The sequence below is a fragment of the Pseudomonas sp. AC532 genome, from assembly GCF_979258965.1.
Window position 1 is genome coordinate 893,547 of the sequence record NZ_OZ409888.1, and the last position, 13,469, is coordinate 907,015.

Here is a 13,469-nt window from a genome sequence, read left to right on the forward strand (position 1 = left end):
CAACCTCGCGGCAGACATCAGCCGTTAACCCGCTCGAAGATTTTCTCGATCTTTTCCTTAAGCACCTGAGCGGTGAAAGGCTTGACCACATAGCCGTTCACACCGGCTTGCGCGGCCTCGATGATCTGATCGCGCTTGGCCTCTGCCGTAACCATCAACACCGGCATCTGCTTCAGGCGCTCGTCTGCACGCACCGCGCGCAACAGGTCGATGCCGCTCATGCCGGGCATGTTCCAGTCAGTGACGAGAAAGTCGAAGCTGCCGCTCTGCAGCATCGGCAAGGCCGTCATGCCGTCGTCGGCCTCTGCCGTGTTGGTGAACCCCAGATCACGCAAGAGGTTCTTGATGATCCGTCGCATCGTCGAGAAATCATCGACGATGAGGATTTTCATGTTCTTGTCCAAGTCGACCTCCGTACAGTCCTAAAACGCCTTCAGCATTCTGAAGCGCTTCTAAATCGTGAAACCGGCCTGGCGGAACGCCGCAAAACCATTGCGTCCGACTTTGCTGCGTTCACAGTGTTTTCCAGCGCCCTGCTCAATTATTCATGCGCGCCATTCGCCGAGCCGCGCACGTAGGCGCGCGGCACACTGGCTATGCAATTGGCTGACCCGCGATTCACTCACTCCCAACACCTCGCCGATTTCCTTGAGGTTCAACTCCTCGTCGTAATACAGCGACAGCACCAACCGCTCACGCTCCGGCAGGTTGCTGATGGCATCCACCAGCGCCGCCTGGAAACGATCATCTTCCAGTTCGTGTGACGGCCCGTGGTGGAGGGAACTCGTGTCTTCCTGCAGTCCGCCACTCTCGCCTTCCTGAAGCAGGTCGTCGAAACTGAACAGGCGGCTGCCCAACGTGTCGCCAAGAATGCCGTAGTAATCTTCGAGACTCAATTGGAGTTCGGCAGCAACCTCCTGATCTTTAGCGTCTCTTCCGGTTCTGGCCTCAATTTTTCGTATGGCGTCGCTGACCATGCGGCTGTTGCGATGCACCGAGCGCGGTGCCCAGTCGCCCTTGCGGACCTCATCAAGCATGGCGCCACGGATACGAATGCCGGCAAACGTCTCGAAACTGGCGCCCTTGCCGGCGTCGTATTTGCGAGAAGCTTCGAGCAGGCCGATCATCCCGGCCTGGATCAGGTCATCCACCTGCACGTTGGCAGGCAAACGCGCCAACAGGTGGTAGGCGATACGTTTGACCAGCGGGGCGTAGCGTTCAATCAACTGATGCTGTGAATCTTGTGCTGTTGCCTTGCTGTACATACGGAGTCCAGAGGCTGTCGTCATACAGCCGTGTCTGCAGTCGGTTGTTGCACCAGGCGTTCAACGAAAAATTCCAGATGGCCTCGCGGGTTGGCCGGTAACGGCCATGCATCGACCTTCTGGGCAATCGCCTTGAACGCAAGCGCGCACTTCGAACGAGGAAATGCTTCGTACACCGCACGTTGTTTCTGTACGGCCTTGCGCACCGATTCGTCGTAGGGCACTGCGCCCACGTACTGCAGCGCAACATCCAGAAAACGATCGGTCACCTTGGTCAGCTTAGCAAACAGATTGCGTCCCTCCTGCGGGCTGTGCGCCATATTGGCAAGGACCCGAAAACGGTTCATGCCGTGGTCACGGTTGAGGAGCTTGATCAGCGCGTAGGCATCGGTGATGGAAGTCGGTTCGTCGCACACCACCACCAGCACTTCCTGGGCCGCGCGCACGAAGCTCACCACCGAATCACCGATACCGGCAGCGGTGTCGACGATCAGTACATCGAGGTTGTCACTGATATCGCTGAATGCCTGGATCAGGCCCGCGTGCTGCATGGGCGTGAGCTGCACCATGCTCTGGGTGCCGGAGGCAGCGGGCACGATGCGAATGCCGCCCGGCCCCTGCAAGACGACGTCACGAATGTCGCAATTGCCATCGATGACGTCGGCCAGGGTGCGTTTGGCGGTCAGCCCAAGCAGTACGTCGACGTTGGCCAGGCCAAGGTCGGCGTCCATGAGCATGACGCGCCGACCGAGATCAGCCAGCGCCAACGACAAATTTACCGACACATTGGTCTTGCCAACGCCGCCTTTGCCGCCGGTCACCGCGATCACCTGTACGGGATGCATACCCATGTTATCTACACACCTTATCTAACTTCGCTTTAAGCCATAGGCCATTGTGCGCTGCCGTGGCGGCGGCAACCAGTGCCTCGCCACACCTGCCTGTTCATCCTGCGCGTCGTGCCGGGTCCTGATACAGGCCGGCGAACATATCGGCCATCGTGTCCTCGCTCGGTTCTTCCGGCGCCTGCAGACCCACCGCACGACTGACCAGCTGGTGGCTGCGCGGCACGTGAACATCGTCCGGAATCCGCGGGCCATCTGCCAGATAGGCTACCGGTAGACGGTGGCTAATAGCCAGACCCAATACCTCACCCATGCTGGTCGCTTCGTCCAGTTTACTCAGAATGCAGCCCGACAGCCCACAACGCTTGTAGCTGTGATAAGCCGCCTTGAGCACCTGGGCCTGGCTGGTCGCCGCCAGCACCAGGTAATTGCGTGCATTGACGCCCCGGCTGGCCAGCGCTTCCAGCTGCATGCGCAGCGCCGGATCATTGGCTGGCAGGCCGGCGGTATCGATCAGCACCACGCGCTTGCGGGCAAGCGGCGCCAGGGCCTGGGTCAGGGACTGCCCGGGGTCGACGTGGGTCACCGAGACGCCGAGGATGCGACCCAGGGTCTTGAGCTGCTCCTGGGCACCGATGCGGTAGCTGTCCATGCTCACCAGGGCGATGTTGGTGGCGCCGTACTTGAGTACGTAGCGTGCTGCGAGCTTGGCCAGCGTGGTGGTCTTGCCCATGCCGGCAGGGCCGACGAGCGCGATCACACCGCCCTCTTCCATCGGCTCCTGCTTGGGGGTCTGGATTGCGTGGGCCAGGTGCGCGAGCACCATGCGCCAGGCCTGACGCTGGTCGGTCAGCGAGGCCACGCGATCGAGCAGCGAACGCGCCAGCTCGGCCGGCAGGCCCATGCGTTGCAGACGGCGCCACAGGGTAGCCTGCTGCGGGCGACGAGCCTGCAACTGGCCCCAGGCCATGGAACCCATCTGCATTTCGATCAGCTCACGCAGGCCATGAAGCTCCGAGCGCATGGACTCCAGCGCGGACTGGTCGACCGCGGCTGCGGCCGGCTTCTTGTGCTGGCGTTCGAGCACGGCGTCCAGGCTGTCGACGGGAGCTGCGGCCGGCGTTTCGGCGAACATCTGGCGGTCCTTGCCGGCATCCAGCTGTGCGCGGGTGGTCAGCTCGGCCTGGGCAGAGGCGATACGCGACTGCGTCTTGCGCAGCTCAGCCTCGAGCGCCGGGTTGGCTTGGCGTGCCGGTGCAGGCGCGACCTGGTAATCGAGTGCGGCCGTCAATTCCACGCCACCGGCCACTCGGCGGTTACCGATGATGGTCGCATCGGCGCCCAGCTCATCGCGAACCAGTTTCATGGCTTGGCGCATATCGGCGGCAAAAAAGCGTTTGACCTGCATGGCCCGTACCCTCGATTAGTTCTGCCCCACCGTCGCAACGATGGTGACCTGCTTGTTATCCGGAATTTCCTGGTACGCCAGAACATGCATGCTCGGGACGGCCAACCGGGCGAAACGCGAAAGCATTCCCCGAACCGGCCCGGCCGCCAGCAGTATCACCGGCTTGCCAAGCATCTCCTGACGCTGCGCTGCTTCCACCAGGGAACGTTGCAGCTTCTCGGCCATGCCAGGCTCCAGGAGGATGCCATCCTCGGAGCCTTGACCGGCCTTCTGAAGACTATTTAGCAATATCTGTTCCAACCTTGGCTCAAGGGTGATCACAGGCAGCTCCGGCTCTAGTCCCACGATGTTTTGCACGATTGCGCGGGCCAGCGCGACGCGTACCGCAGAGACCATCGCGGCGGGATCTTGACTCCGCGGTGCAACGTTGGCGATGGCCTCGGCGATGGTACGGATGTCGCGCACCGGCACCTGCTCCTGCAGCAACGCCTGAAGCACCTTGAGCAGGGTCGACAGGGAAATCAGGCCAGGCACCAGCTCTTCCGCCAGCTTTGGCGAGCTTTTCGCCAGCAACTGCATCAATTGCTGGACTTCCTCATGGCCGAGCAGTTCATGGGCGTGTTTGTGCAGGACCTGATTGAGGTGCGTGGCAACCACGGTACTGGCGTCCACCACCGTATAACCGAGGGACTGCGCCTGGTCGCGCTGGCCCGGATCGATCCATACGGCATCCAGGCCGAACGCCGGATCTTTGGCGGCCACGCCGTTGAGTGTGCCGAATACCTGACCCGGGTTGATGGCCAGCTCGCGATCCGGGTACACCTCGGCCTCGGCGACGCTCACGCCCATCAGCGTCAAACGATAGGCGTTGGGTTGCAGGTCCAGGTTGTCGCGGATATGCACGGACGGCATCAGGAAGCCCATCTCCTGGGAGAGCTTCTTGCGCACCCCCTTGATCCGCGCCAGCAGTTGCCCACCCTGGTTGCGGTCGACCAGCGGAATCAGGCGATAACCGACTTCCAGGCCGACCATGTCCACTGGCATCACGTCATCCCAACCCAGTTCCTTGACCTCCTGGGCACGCTGCGCGGGCAGCAGCTCCTGCTGGCGCTGCACTTCCTGGACCTCGGCTTCCTTGGTCTGGCGCTGCTTGTTGGCGATCCAGTAGGCGGCGCCGGCAGCCACCAGCCCCAGGCTGATGAAGGACATGTGCGGCATGCCGGGAACCAGGCCCATGGCGATCATGATCGCCGCGGCGACCGCCAGTGCCCGCGGCGAGGCGAACATCTGGCGATTGACCTGGGCGCCCATGTCTTCCGAACTGGATACTCGGGTCACCATGATGGCGGCGGCAGTGGACAGCAGCAGGGACGGAATCTGCGCTACCAGGCCGTCGCCGATGGTCAGCAGGGTGTAGATACGGCCCGCTTCGGCAAAAGGCAGCCCATGCTGCAGCATACCGATGGCAACGCCGCCGATCAGGTTGATGAACAGGATCAGCAGACCGGCGACGGCGTCGCCACGGACGAATTTACTGGCACCGTCCATGGAGCCGTAGAAGTCGGCTTCCTGGGCGACTTCACTGCGGCGCTTCTTGGCTTCGACCTGGTCGATCAGGCCGGCGTTGAGGTCGGCGTCGATGGCCATCTGCTTGCCAGGCATGGCATCCAGGGTGAAACGGGCGCTGACTTCGGAGATCCGCCCGGCACCTTTCGTTACCACCACGAAGTTGATGATCATGAGGATCGCGAACACCACGATGCCCACCACGTAGTTGCCGCCGATCACCACCTCACCGAACGCCTGGATCACCTTGCCGGCCGCATCGTGGCCGTCCTGGCCGTGCAGCAGCACCACCCGCGTGGAGGCGACGTTGAGTGCCAGGCGCAACAGCGTGGCGGCCAGCAGGATGGTCGGGAACACGGCGAAGTCCAGCGGCCGCAAGGCGTAGATCGCGACCAGCAGCACGACGATCGACAGCGCGATGCTGAAGGTGAACAGCACGTCGAGCAGGAACGGCGGAATCGGCAGCATGACCATGGCAAGCATGATCAACAGCAACAGCGGGATGCCTAGATTGCCGCCGCGCAACCCCGAGAGGTTGTTGCGAACGTTGCCAATCAGTTGTGTGCGATCTACTGCCACGTGGTTACCCCGGCTGAATCAAACTTTTGACGCCTGAGCGTCTCTGTTGCCGGTATTTGCAAGATCCCTTCCAACTCTTCGAGAAGCCCGCAGTCACGGGGCTGGAGCGACAATTGGTTGCCTGCGCAGGAAATGCCTGCACGACGAAAACACGAACCACGCCGGAAAACCCCAGTCCACACCCCTGTGGGCGACGTACTCGCCCCGCGATTTTCCATCCTCGAGGAGTCACGTATGAAACGCTGGATGATGGCCGCCCTGGCCAGTTGCTGCGCCGCCAGCCTGCAGGCTGCCGACCTGACGGTCGATCTCAATGCCGTGGACGCCAAGGGCGTTGGCGCGTCCGTAGGCAAGGTGGTGATCAGCCAAAGCCCTTATGGCGTGGTGTTCACCCCCGAACTGCACGACCTGGAGCCGGGTGTGCATGGCTTCCATGTACACAGCAAGCCCAGCTGCGACGCCGCGCAGAAAGACGGCGAGGCCTCCGCGGCCGAGGCCGCAGGTGGCCACTGGGACCCCAAAAACGCCGGCAAGCACGGGCTACCATGGGGAGAAGGCCACCTGGGCGACCTCCCCGCCCTGCTGGTCACCGCCGACGGCAAGGCCAACCAGCCCGTCCTGGCGCCCCGCATCAAAAGTGTCGACGAGCTGAAGAACCTGGCACTGATGGTTCACGCGGGTGGCGACAACCATGCCGACCACCCGAAACCACTGGGTGGTGGTGGCGCGCGCGTCGCCTGCGGCGTGATCAAGTGATACCTGCCGCGCCCCGCGAATCGCAACTCGCGGGGCGCGGCCCTCATTCGTCGCGACGCAGGTCCGGCGGGATCGGCAGGTCCTTGAGCGGCACCGGGCGCTTGCCCTTGCCAGCCTGGTATTGGCGGATCTGATAGACGTATGCCAGGACCTGAGCAACCGCCAGATACAGCCCGGCCGGAATTTCCTGGTCCAGCTCGGTGGTGTGATAGATCGACCGCGCCAGGGCGGGCGATTCCAGCAGCATGACCTTGTGCTCCTGGGCGATTTCACGAATCTTCAACGCGGTGAAGTCGCTGCCCTTGGCGAGCAGCATGGGCGCCTGGCCCTTCTCCGGGTCATATTTCAATGCCACGGCAAAGTGCGTCGGGTTGGTGATCACCACGTCGGCCTGCGGCACGGCCTGCATCATGCGACGCTGGGTCATCTCGTGCTGCAACTGGCGAATCCGCTGTTTGACCTCCGGTTTGCCCTCACTGTCCTTGTATTCGTCCCTGACCTCCTGCTTGGTCATCATCAGCTTCTGCTTGTTGTCCCAGAGCTGGAACGGCACATCCACGGCCGCGATGAGGATCAGCCCCAGGGACATCCACAGGGCGCTCCAGCCGACCACCTGGGACGCGTGCATGATGGCCGACTCCACCGGCTCATTGGCGATTGCCAGCAGGTCGTCGCGGTCCATCGACAGCACCACCAGCGCCACCAGCAGGATCAGGATGAATTTGGCTAGCGCCTTGACCAGTTCGATCAGCGCCTTCATGGAAAACATGCGCTTGAGCCCGGCCAAAGGGTTCATGCGGCTGAACTTGGGCGCCATGGCCTTGGCCGAGAACAGCCAGCCGCCCAGGCAGATCGGGCCGACGATGGAGGCGACCAGGAGAACCACGAAGAGCGGCATCAACGCTTCCATGGCCATCTGCCCGGAAGCCGCCAGCCACAGCGCCATACTGCGTTCGTCCATCAGCACTTCACGGGACAAGGCGAAATTGCCGCGCATGATCTCCAGCATGGCATTGCCGATCGCCCCGCCAGTGGCCAGCAGGCCACCGGTACCGGCAAGCATGATGGCAAGGGTATTGAGCTCGCGCGAGCGCGCGATCTGGCCCTTGTCACGAGATTCGCGGCGGCGTTTCTCCGTGGGTTCTTCGCTTTTATCGGCGCCGCTCTCGGATTCGGCCATCTAGCTCGCCCTCGCCAGTTCACGCAGCATCATCAGTGCTTCGGACGCCAATGCCTGGTAGTGCGAGAGGATATCGGCCATGGAGATCCACACGATCACCATGCCCAGCACCAGGGTCAGCGGGAAGCCGATGGAAAAGATGTTCAGTTGTGGCGCGGCGCGAGTCATCACCCCGAACGCGATGTTCACCACCAGCAGCGCGGTGACCGCCGGCAGCACCAGAATCAGCGCGGCGCCCATCACCCAACCGAGCTTGGTGGCCACTTCCCAGTAGTGTTCGACCTGTAGCCCGGAGCCCGGCGGCAGCGTCACGAAACTCTCCGCCAGCACCTCGAACACCACCAGATGGCCGTTCATGGCCAGAAACAGCAGGGTCACCAGCATGGTGAAGTACTGGCCGATCACCGGCACCGAAATGCCGTTGGCCGGGTCGACCATGGACGCGAAGCCCAGGCCCATCTGCATCGCCAGGATCTGCCCGGCCACCACGAAGATGTGAAAGAACAATTGCAGCACGAAGCCGAGCATCACGCCGATGAGGATTTCCTGGGCGATGAGCATGAACGATTGCAGGCTGATCGAATCGACCTGCGGCATCGGCGGCAGGGTCGGCACCAGCACCACGCTGATGGCCAGCGCCAGGTACAGGCGTACCCGGGTCGGCACCAGTTGGGTGCCGAAGATCGGCATCACCATCAGCAGCGCGGCGACACGGAACAGCGGCAGCACGAAGCTGCTGACCCAACCGCCGATCTGCGCATCGCTCAGCTCGAACATCGCGCTCAGCCGATCAGCTGCGGGATGTTCATGATCAGGTTCTCGGTGTACTCCATGAGCTGCTGGACCATCCACGGCCCGGCGACGATCAGCGTCAACAGCATCACCAGCAGGCGCGGCAGGAAGCTCAGCGTCTGTTCGTTGATCTGCGTGGCGGCCTGGAACATCGCTACCAGCAGGCCAACCAGCAAACTGGGCATGACCAGCAGGCCGACCATCAGGGAGATCAGCCAGAGTCCTTCGCGGAACAGGTCGACGGCAACTTCAGGGGTCATGCAAGCCTCTCTATAAGGTGCCGAAACTACTGGCCAGAGTACCCATGATCAACGCCCACCCATCGATCAGCACGAACAGCATGATCTTGAACGGCAACGAGATGATCAGCGGCGACAGCATCATCATGCCCATGGCCATGAGGATACTGGCCACCACCATGTCGATGATCAGGAACGGAATGAAGATCATGAAACCGATCTGGAACGCGGTTTTCAGCTCCGAGGTCACGAAGGCCGGTACCAGAATGGTCAGCGGCGCCTGTTCGGGCGTGGCGATGTCGGTACGCTTGGACAGGCGCACGAAGAGCTCCAGGTCGCTCTCGCGGGTCTGCGCCAGCATGAAGTTCTTGATCGGCACCTCTGCCCGCTCGATGGCCTGCTGCGCCGGGAGCTGCTGATTGAGGTAGGGCTGCAGCGCTTCGCGGTTAATCTGGTCGAACACCGGCGCCATGATGAACATGGTCAGGAACAACGCCAGGCCGATGAGGATCTGGTTGGACGGCGTCTGTTGCAGGCCCATGGCCTGGCGCAGGATCGAGAAGACGATGATGATGCGCGTAAAGCTGGTCATCAGCATGAGGAACGCCGGGATGAAGCTCAGCGCCGTCATGATCAACAGGATCTGCAGGCTGACCGAGTATTCCTGCTGGCCCTCGGTATCGGTGCTGAGGGTGATCGCCGGGATGGACAGCGGGTTGCTGCCCTGCTGGATCAGCGGGCTGGCGCCAGGCGGCTCCTGCGCGAACGCCAGCGAGGCGCCCAGGGTGAACACCAGCACAAGCAGCAGGCGCAGCATCAGGGTTTGTCCTTCTGGTCTTTGCCCAGCAATTCCATCAGGCGCTGAGCGAACTCGGTCGAAGCCGGCTCGACATCCGGCAGGTGCACCGGCTCGGCCATGACGTGCAATTGGTTGATCCGCCCCGGGGTAAGGCCCAGCAGTATCTGCTCGTCACCTACCTGTACCAGCACCAGCCGGTCACGTGGGCTCAGCGCCTGGGTGGCGACGATCTTGATGACCTTGCCGCCCGAAGGCCCGAGGCGCTGCACCCGGCGCATCATCCAGGCCAGCGCGAAAATCAGGCCGATGACCAGCAACAGGCCAAGGACCAGCTGCACCAGCTGACCGCCAATGCCGCTGCCGGGCACCGGAGCCGGGGCGGCAGGTTCGGCAGCCAGCACGCAAAGCGGCAATGCCAGTAACGCAAGCAGGATTCTGTTCATGGTCGCTAGCGCAGTTTCTTGATGCGTTCGCTGGGGCTGATCACGTCGGTCAGGCGAATGCCGAACTTCTCGTTGACCACCACCACTTCGCCATGCGCAATCAGCGTGCCGTTGACCAGCACGTCGAGCGGCTCGCCGGCCAGGCGATCGAGCTCGATAACCGAGCCCTGGTTGAGCTGCAGCAGGTTGCGGATGGTGATATCGGCGTTGCCCACTTCCATCGAGATGGACACGGGAATATCGAGGATCACGTCGAGGTTCGGGCCCTCCAGGCTGACCGGGTTGTTGACCTTGGGCATGCTGCCGAACTCTTCCATCGGCGCACGTGGCGCGGCCGGCTGGCTTGGCGCACTGGCGGCCAGCATGGCGTCGATGTCGTCCTGGCCTTCGGCATCGCCGGACTCGGCCAGGGCTGCCGCCCACTCGTCTGCCAGCGCCTGTTCCTCGGGCGTGGTGTTTTCGTTTTCGTCTGCCATCGTTCAACCTCGGCTGGCGTTTATCGGTTGCCCTGCGCGCCGCGCAAGGCGAAATGGGAATTAGCGGTGACGCTCGATCGGGTCGAGCACCTGCAGCGACAGGTTGCCCTTGTGCGAGCCGAGCTTGACCTTGAAGGATGGCACGCCATTGGCGCGCAGGATCATGTGTTCCGGCAGTTCCACCGGGATCACGTCGCCAGGCTGCATGTGCAGGATGTCGCGGACCTTGAGCTGGCGTCGCGCCACGGTGGCACTGAGCGGCACGTTGACGTCGAGGATGTCTTCGCGCAATGCCTTGACCCAGCGCTCGTCCTGGTCGTCGACATCGGACTGGAAACCGGCGTCGAGCATCTCGCGAATGGGCTCGACCATCGCGTACGGCATGGTCACGTGCAGATCGCCGCCGCCGCCATCGAGCTCGATGTGAAAGGTCGACACGACGATGACTTCACTGGGGCTGACGATGTTCGCCAGCGCCGGGTTGACCTCGGAACCGACATATTCGAAGTTGATGTCCATTACCGCGGCCCAGGCTTCACGCAGGTCGATGAACGCCTGATCGAGCACCATGCGCACCACGCGCAACTCGGTCGGGGTGAATTCACGCCCTTCGATCTTGGCATGGCGCCCATCACCACCGAAGAAATTGTCGACCAGCTTGAACACCAGTTTGGCATCGAGGATGAACAGGCCGGTGCCACGCAGCGGCTTCATCTTCACCAGGTTCAGGCTGGTGGGTACGTACAGCGAATGCACGTATTCACCGAACTTCATCACCTGCACGCCGCCGACCGCGACATCGGCGGAACGGCGCAGCAGGTTGAACATGCTGATGCGCGTGTAGCGTGCGAAGCGCTCGTTGATCATTTCCAGGGTCGGCATGCGACCGCGCACGATGCGGTCCTGGCTGGTCAGGTCGTACTGTTTGACGCTGCCCGGCTCGACGAACTCCTCGGCTTCCACCAGGCCGTCATCGACACCGTGCAGCAGCGCATCGATCTCGTCCTGGGATAGCAGGTCTTGCACAGCCATTATCGAACTCCTGCCCTATTGCAATACGAGGTTGGTGAACAGCACCTGCTCGACGACGACCTTGCCGGTCTCCTTCTCGGCCAGTTGCTGCACGCTGGCGGTGGCCTGCTGGCGCAGCATCTCCTTGCCTACCGGGGTGACCAGCGTGGCGAAATCCTGGCTGGAGAACAGCATCACCAGGTTGTTGCGCAGCACCGGCATGTGCACCTTGAGCGCATCCAGGCCGGCCTGGTCGCGGGTCATCAGCGCCAGGCTGACCTGCATGTAGCGGGCACGGCCGTTCTGCGTGAAATTCACGACGAACGCGGGCGCCAGTTCTTCATAGATCGCCGGCTGTTTGACCGGTGCAGCATGTTCTGCGGATTCGGAGGCCACCTCTTCCTTGGCCGAATCCTTGCTGAGGAAGAACCAGGTACCGCCAACCGACGCCCCCACGGCGACCAGCAGCGCCAGGACGATCACGATGATGAGTTTCAGCTTGCCGGGCGGCTTGCTTCCTGCCTCGGCCGCAGCCGCGGGTGCCGCGTTTTTCTTAGCCATGCCAAAAATCCGTCACGGAGCGGAGATTCGTCCGCTTTCAAAGGGTTAAGAGCAAGTGTTATGCCAGCTCATAAGCGTGGGCGCAATCGCCGCGGCGCGCCATGTTACGCGAAAGCACCAGCACAGACCCGGGCATTGGCGCAGAAACGAAATCACCCTGGCCGATGGTCTCGGTCAGGGTGAAGTCTAGAACAGTCTGCCGATCAAGCGCGCTCCCAGGCAGGTGCAGGCGTGCCCGGCAGCAGATCGGCATCAGGCGTAATAATCGACCATGCCACGGCCGGCGCCCTGGGCGGGGTCGCGCAGCTCGACGCTGCCGATCACCCGCTCCTCTTCACCGCCCCCGGTGCCGCCTTCGTCAGCCATGCGCCCGCCGCGCCCCCGGCTATCGTTTTCCTGGCCCTGCCAGGCGCGGCCCTGGGACTGGTCGGAGACGTTCACGTCGGCGAGGTTCATGCCCTGCTGGGTAAACATCTCGCGCAGCCGGTGCACCTGGCTTTCCAGCGCCTCGCGCACGCCCGGGTGGGCGCTGGCGAAGCTGATCTGAGTCTGGTCCTGGTTCACGCTGATGCGCACATCCAGGCGCCCCAGTTCGGCGGGGTCGAGCTGGATCTCGGCGGACTTGAGGTTCTGGCTGGACATCCACATGACCTTGTCCACCACGCCCTCGCTCCAGCCGGCCTGTTGCATGGCCACCGGTTGCCCCGGTACCTGCACGGCGCGTGCAACCTGCGAAGTCTGCTGGCCGATGGCCTGGCTCAGTGCACTCAGCTTGCTGACGAACTGCTCGGGCGCGGTATTGGCCGAACTTTCCTTGAGTGCCTCCAGGCCTTCGGTACTCAGCTCCAGCACTGGCAGCTCGGTGGTTTCGGCAACCTCGCCATCCACCGCGGTCGACTTCATGCCCATCGCCGCCATGGCGCTGGCGAACGCCTGGCCACTGCTGGCGGACGAAGACGTCGAGGCACTGCCGTTAGTGACTGCGGCCTGCTCGGCCACCTTCTCCTGAACGCCGACATCCAGCGCCAGACGCACCGCCGGCAACTGGTTGAGCGCGTCGATTTCCGGGTCGAAGCTGGCTTCGGTCATGCTCGCCGGTGCCGAGCCGATCAGGCTGGTCGACACCGCTGTGGCTGGCACTTGCAGTTCGGGGTTGACGACCTCTACCACAACCGGCGGCTCGAACAGGCCGAGCATCAGCAGCGGATCGACGACCGCCTCCTCGCTTGCCGGATCGACTGGCAACTCCTTGCCGCTCTCGGCAACTTCCGGCGCCTGGTCGGCGCTCGGCGCCGGACTACTGGCGCTTTTCTGCGGGTCGGCCTTGCTCTCGCGGGCATCCCTGGCAGCGTTATCCTGACGCTCGGCGGCCTTGGCCTGACGCTCCTTGGCATACACCTGCGAGAAGCTGGAAGCCTCCTGCGAGCGCGGCTCAGCCTTGTTCGACGCGGTGTTGGCCGCAGGAGCCTTGGGCTTGGCAGGCGCCGCCGGGGTCAGCAGCAGATCGGGGGCAACGGGCATGAATGCTCTCCGCTTGAATGAAGTAGTG

The 13,469-nt window shown here is 62.9% G+C and carries 15 protein-coding genes; 1 reads left to right on the forward strand and 14 read right to left on the reverse strand.

Translation table 11 applies throughout. From position 1 onward, the window contains the following. Positions 1–17 precede the first annotated feature (17 nt). The 5 genes from ACZ0AV_RS04280 to flhA form a co-directional block, all read right to left on the reverse strand. Complete coding sequence (locus ACZ0AV_RS04280) at positions 18–392, reverse strand: chemotaxis response regulator CheY (RefSeq protein ID WP_499149884.1); 375 nt, start codon at positions 390–392, stop codon at positions 18–20. Between the two features lie 153 nt (positions 393–545). Then, a complete protein-coding gene (fliA, locus tag ACZ0AV_RS04285; RefSeq protein WP_499149885.1) occupies positions 546–1,289 on the reverse strand; it encodes an RNA polymerase sigma factor FliA in 744 nt (247 codons plus the stop codon). After that, on the reverse strand, positions 1,286–2,116 hold the full coding sequence (gene fleN, locus ACZ0AV_RS04290) for a flagellar synthesis regulator FleN (RefSeq protein WP_499149886.1): 831 nt from the start codon (positions 2,114–2,116) through the stop codon (positions 1,286–1,288). The genes fliA and fleN overlap by 4 nt, the downstream gene beginning before the upstream one ends. 94 nt (positions 2,117–2,210) lie before the next feature. After that, the gene (flhF, locus tag ACZ0AV_RS04295; RefSeq protein WP_499149887.1) at positions 2,211–3,518 is read right to left on the reverse strand and encodes a flagellar biosynthesis GTPase FlhF; all 1,308 of its coding nucleotides are present in this window, start codon (positions 3,516–3,518) and stop codon (positions 2,211–2,213) included. Positions 3,519–3,533: 15 nt separating this feature from the next. Continuing rightward, positions 3,534–5,663: a flagellar biosynthesis protein FlhA gene (flhA, locus tag ACZ0AV_RS04300; RefSeq protein ID WP_499149888.1), complete on the reverse strand. Its 2,130-nt coding sequence runs from the start codon at positions 5,661–5,663 to the stop codon at positions 3,534–3,536. 234 nt (positions 5,664–5,897) lie between these two features. On the opposite strand from flhA, the gene sodC reads away from it, so the two are divergent. Then, positions 5,898–6,419: a superoxide dismutase [Cu-Zn] SodC gene (gene sodC, locus ACZ0AV_RS04305; protein WP_499149889.1), complete on the forward strand. Its 522-nt coding sequence runs from the start codon at positions 5,898–5,900 to the stop codon at positions 6,417–6,419. Between the two features lie 43 nt (positions 6,420–6,462). Here the strand turns inward: sodC and flhB are convergent, their stop codons facing one another. From flhB to ACZ0AV_RS04350, 9 genes are all read right to left on the reverse strand, one after another. After that, complete coding sequence (gene flhB / locus ACZ0AV_RS04310; RefSeq protein WP_499149890.1) at positions 6,463–7,599, reverse strand: flagellar biosynthesis protein FlhB; 1,137 nt, start codon at positions 7,597–7,599, stop codon at positions 6,463–6,465. After that, on the reverse strand, positions 7,600–8,376 hold the full coding sequence (gene fliR / locus ACZ0AV_RS04315; protein ID WP_499149891.1) for a flagellar biosynthetic protein FliR: 777 nt from the start codon (positions 8,374–8,376) through the stop codon (positions 7,600–7,602). A 5-nt stretch (positions 8,377–8,381) separates the two neighbouring features. After that, positions 8,382–8,651: a flagellar biosynthesis protein FliQ gene (fliQ, locus tag ACZ0AV_RS04320; protein WP_499149892.1), complete on the reverse strand. Its 270-nt coding sequence runs from the start codon at positions 8,649–8,651 to the stop codon at positions 8,382–8,384. Between the two features lie 10 nt (positions 8,652–8,661). Beyond that, positions 8,662–9,447 carry a flagellar type III secretion system pore protein FliP gene (gene fliP / locus ACZ0AV_RS04325; protein ID WP_499149893.1) on the reverse strand — a complete coding sequence of 262 codons (786 nt, stop codon included), beginning with the start codon at positions 9,445–9,447 and terminating at the stop codon, positions 8,662–8,664. Next, the gene (gene fliO, locus ACZ0AV_RS04330) at positions 9,447–9,872 is read right to left on the reverse strand and encodes a flagellar biosynthetic protein FliO (protein ID WP_499149894.1); all 426 of its coding nucleotides are present in this window, start codon (positions 9,870–9,872) and stop codon (positions 9,447–9,449) included. The genes fliP and fliO overlap by 1 nt, the downstream gene beginning before the upstream one ends. Before the next feature lie 5 nt (positions 9,873–9,877). After that, the gene (gene fliN / locus ACZ0AV_RS04335; protein WP_499149895.1) at positions 9,878–10,348 is read right to left on the reverse strand and encodes a flagellar motor switch protein FliN; all 471 of its coding nucleotides are present in this window, start codon (positions 10,346–10,348) and stop codon (positions 9,878–9,880) included. Between the two features lie 60 nt (positions 10,349–10,408). Next, positions 10,409–11,380, reverse strand: coding sequence for a flagellar motor switch protein FliM (fliM, locus tag ACZ0AV_RS04340; RefSeq protein ID WP_499149896.1), 972 nt, complete (start codon positions 11,378–11,380; stop codon positions 10,409–10,411). Positions 11,381–11,395: 15 nt separating this feature from the next. Next, a complete protein-coding gene (gene fliL, locus ACZ0AV_RS04345) occupies positions 11,396–11,920 on the reverse strand; it encodes a flagellar basal body-associated protein FliL (protein ID WP_499149897.1) in 525 nt (174 codons plus the stop codon). A gap of 252 nt (positions 11,921–12,172) precedes the next feature. Further along, on the reverse strand, positions 12,173–13,441 hold the full coding sequence (locus tag ACZ0AV_RS04350; RefSeq protein ID WP_499149898.1) for a flagellar hook-length control protein FliK: 1,269 nt from the start codon (positions 13,439–13,441) through the stop codon (positions 12,173–12,175). Between the last annotated feature and the right edge of the window lie 28 nt (positions 13,442–13,469).

Excerpts from the sequence above, each read along its gene's own strand:
- flhB (WP_499149890.1), bottom strand. The coding sequence starts at position 7,599 with ATGGCCGAATCCGAGAGCGGCGCCGATAAAAGCGAAGAACCCACGGAG.
- ACZ0AV_RS04280 (WP_499149884.1), bottom strand. The coding sequence starts at position 392 with ATGAAAATCCTCATCGTCGATGATTTCTCGACGATGCGACGGATCATC.
- fleN (WP_499149886.1), bottom strand. The coding sequence starts at position 2,116 with ATGGGTATGCATCCCGTACAGGTGATCGCGGTGACCGGCGGCAAAGGC.
- fliA (WP_499149885.1), bottom strand. The coding sequence starts at position 1,289 with ATGACGACAGCCTCTGGACTCCGTATGTACAGCAAGGCAACAGCACAA.
- fliO (WP_499149894.1), bottom strand. The coding sequence starts at position 9,872 with ATGAACAGAATCCTGCTTGCGTTACTGGCATTGCCGCTTTGCGTGCTG.
- flhF (WP_499149887.1), bottom strand. The coding sequence starts at position 3,518 with ATGCAGGTCAAACGCTTTTTTGCCGCCGATATGCGCCAAGCCATGAAA.
- fliM (WP_499149896.1), bottom strand. The coding sequence starts at position 11,380 with ATGGCTGTGCAAGACCTGCTATCCCAGGACGAGATCGATGCGCTGCTG.
- ACZ0AV_RS04350 (WP_499149898.1), bottom strand. The coding sequence starts at position 13,441 with ATGCCCGTTGCCCCCGATCTGCTGCTGACCCCGGCGGCGCCTGCCAAG.
- fliL (WP_499149897.1), bottom strand. The coding sequence starts at position 11,920 with ATGGCTAAGAAAAACGCGGCACCCGCGGCTGCGGCCGAGGCAGGAAGC.
- fliR (WP_499149891.1), bottom strand. The coding sequence starts at position 8,376 with ATGTTCGAGCTGAGCGATGCGCAGATCGGCGGTTGGGTCAGCAGCTTC.
- fliN (WP_499149895.1), bottom strand. The coding sequence starts at position 10,348 with ATGGCAGACGAAAACGAAAACACCACGCCCGAGGAACAGGCGCTGGCA.
- fliP (WP_499149893.1), bottom strand. The coding sequence starts at position 9,447 with ATGCTGCGCCTGCTGCTTGTGCTGGTGTTCACCCTGGGCGCCTCGCTG.
- fliQ (WP_499149892.1), bottom strand. The coding sequence starts at position 8,651 with ATGACCCCTGAAGTTGCCGTCGACCTGTTCCGCGAAGGACTCTGGCTG.
- sodC (WP_499149889.1), top strand. The coding sequence starts at position 5,898 with ATGAAACGCTGGATGATGGCCGCCCTGGCCAGTTGCTGCGCCGCCAGC.